Below are 3051 nucleotides of genomic sequence, written 5' to 3' on the forward strand. Positions count from 1 at the left end.
ATGTTTGCCTATTGGGGCGCTGTTGCGCGACCCCGCATTATAGGCTCGGGAGAGTGACCACCGGAATTACGCTATGTGGTTCATAAAACAGTGCTTGTCCCGGTCAACGCGCCGGGCGTTAGGGGGTATACCCCTCCTTGGTAAGGAGGGGAAAGCGCAGGGGGCTGTCATGGGGCCGTTGGCATTACATCGGGCATTGTCGATCCTCCAAGGCTTTCTTCGCGCCCGTGTAATTCAGGGTTCTCATCACGCCTATGTAATCAGCGAGGCGGGTCGAAACGTCCTCCGCCTTATGATCGAAGAATTCACTGTACGCCTTATCGACAGTCAAGATGTGATGGATGAACCACTTTCCAAGGTAATCGCCGATCTCCGCAATTTCATGGGGGTTCTTTCGTTCACCGTAATTTTTTTTCAGATCGCTCACCCAGCTACGGAATTTTTCATGTTCCGCCTTGTGCTCCTCGGCGTCGGGATATTCCAGGGCGTCCATCAATACTTCTTCAATGCCGAGGTGAATTTCTCCAAAGACGGACAGCGCCTCAATCGCGTCCTTGACGACTTTATGGCCGTCGCCCACCCACGAGGAGGCAACCAGCCGGTCAATCACCGCCAGAAGAATTTTGTGGTCGGAGTCGAGGACGGCAATCCCGACGCTCATCGAGGGGGACCATGTGATTTGCGTGGAAACGGGCAGCGTTACCGTAACTTTCGTACCCTTGCCGAGTTCGCTGTCAATGCGCAATTCGCCTCCGTGAAGTTCCGTCAACGCCTTGCACAGGGGCAACCCGAGACCCATTCCTTCCTGTTTTTTATGGTTACTACGTTCGATTTGTGAAAACGGCTCCATCGCCGTCGAAATGTTCTCCCCGGAAATGCCGACGCCGGTATCCGTGACGGTAATATTAAAGTGCGGCGTCAATGCCTTAGCCGCAACCACGACGGCGCCGCCCTCATGAGAGAATTTAATCGCATTAACGATCAGGTTGATCAATATCTGCCTGATCGCCTTTTTATCGGCAAAAAGCAGCGGAAGTTCCGGTGAAATTTCGTTGATCAGGGAAATTTTATTCTCATCGGCCCTGCCTTTAACCGACGCGAAGACTTCCGATGTCAAATCCGCAAGGATAAACGCTTCCCGGTGAATCCGGCATTCCGTCGCGTCGATTTTGGACATTTCAAGAATGTTTTCAATCATGGAGAGAAGGTCGCTCCCGCTCTGATAAATATCCTTGGCGTATTCCGCGTACAGGGGCGAACCGAGCGGCCCGAACGTTTGTTTGATCATTATTGCCGAGAACCCCATGACGGCGTTCAGGGGCGTGCGAAGTTCGTGGCTCATGGTGTTGAGGAACTGTGATTTGGCGAGGCCGGCGGCTTCGGCCTTGTCGCGCTGTATTTTTAATTCCTCGAAAGACGCCTCAAGGCTCTGGGTATTGGCCTTGAGTTCCTCCGCATAATTGGAAAGATGTAATTTCTGTTCTATCAGATCATGTCGGGTTTGCACCAACTCGGTAATGTTGGTGATAATTAACCTGAATTTTGCTGTCTCTCCGTCGGCGATCTTTGCGGGCTTGCCCGAAAGGCTGACCCAAATAATCTCCCCGTTCTTGCGGCGCATCTGTCGTTCGATCCATCCGGTTTCCCGCTCTTCGTTGGGGAGCGTGGACAATTCTTCGTCCTTAAGATTATCATCCAGCGGATGGGCGTAGAGGTCGAAAAGCGTCATATTCGCCAGTTCATCATGTTCGTATCCGAACAAATGAATAAAAGCGGCGTTGTGGCGCACGATCAACCCGTTTTCGTAACTGATCGAGCAGTAGGCGCTCGGGGCGTTTTCATAAAGGTCCTGATACTGTTCCTTGGCGGCGAGCATGGCCGCTTCGGCATGTTTGCGCTTGGTGATGCTGCGTCCGTAAACCTTGATGCCGTAAGGTGAGCGCATATGTATAAAAGATAATCGCATTTTCATAAAGAGTAAGGAAAATGCCGATTCACCGCAGACGCATTCCATGTAAACTTCAGGCGTTTCCGAAGTGCGGGCGGATTTAAGAAGTTCGGCAAAGATCAGGCGCCATTCCTCAGGCGCCGGTTGATCGATCCCGAATTTGAAATAATCCAGCAGAGGCGCGCTCGCCTTGTTGGCATAAGAAAGTCTGCCGTCTTGCGTGAACATCAGCAACGGGCTGGGGTTTTCCTCCGGAAAGCTCGCCATTACTTCATTTCTATGGATAATTATCTCCATGCTTTTCCGTTTGTCGATCTCTTTGCTCAACTCCATGGTGCGCCTCTGGATGCGGGCCTCCAGCTCCGCTTCCCATCCCTTGCGCCGATAACAGAGAGCCGCCGTTATCCAGATTACCAGAATGGTCTGTCCCCGGTCGGTCAGAACCATCCAGTCGATTTCGTACGGCGCCGAGAAAAAATACCCGAGAACGGTCAAGACAGAGCCTGTAGCCGCCAGGACAAATACAAAATTGCGTCGGGGGTGCCATAATCCGGTCAGCACAAGGGCGATGTAAGGCACGCAGGCGGCTATCCCCAGGGGAAACGACACGTCAAGAACAAAAACGCCCGCCGCGATCAAGGCGATGATCGCTAAAAAATGAAGGCCATATGCGCGAGCGATGAAACTCATGCCACGCTCCCGAAAGGGTTATGCGACGGGACTCCCCCCCCCAGCAATTCCTATGCCACAGGTGATATGTGGGGATTCCATCAATCCGATACAACAAACGCATGACAATCCGCCTTGTTATCGGGCGCAACATGCCGCCGGGAACACGATATTAATCAGTGACAATTATGCGATGGTATGGGTTAATTACAAGAAAGTCAAATCGAAACCCTACAATTACGGGGAGACTCTTCCCGCCGCCCGTCTTTGCGAGGATTGCGAGAAGCGGAGCGACGAAGCAAGACGAAGCAATCCATTCTTCGTTGCCGCCATCCGGATTGCTTTGCTCCGCTCGCAATGATGGTAATGAAACGGCTTACCTTTCATTATGCTTTCGCGTCTTTGCGTCTTCGCGTGAAACATGGTCTGTTCAC

At 52.2% G+C, this 3051-nt stretch carries 1 protein-coding gene; it reads right to left on the reverse strand.

What is annotated here, in order from left to right; translation table 11 throughout:
* Positions 1-184 precede the first annotated feature (184 nt).
* Positions 185-2638 carry a hypothetical protein gene (locus A3H92_09885; protein ID OHC73632.1) on the reverse strand — a complete coding sequence of 818 codons (2454 nt, stop codon included), beginning with the start codon at positions 2636-2638 and terminating at the stop codon, positions 185-187.
* Positions 2639-3051: the final 413 nt, after the last annotated feature.

It is taken from the genome of Rhodospirillales bacterium RIFCSPLOWO2_02_FULL_58_16, assembly GCA_001830425.1.
Taxonomy (GTDB): Bacteria; Pseudomonadota; Alphaproteobacteria; order Rhodospirillales; family 2-02-FULL-58-16; genus 2-02-FULL-58-16.

Excerpts from the sequence above, each read along its gene's own strand:
- A3H92_09885 (OHC73632.1), bottom strand. The coding sequence starts at position 2,638 with ATGAGTTTCATCGCTCGCGCATATGGCCTTCATTTTTTAGCGATCATC.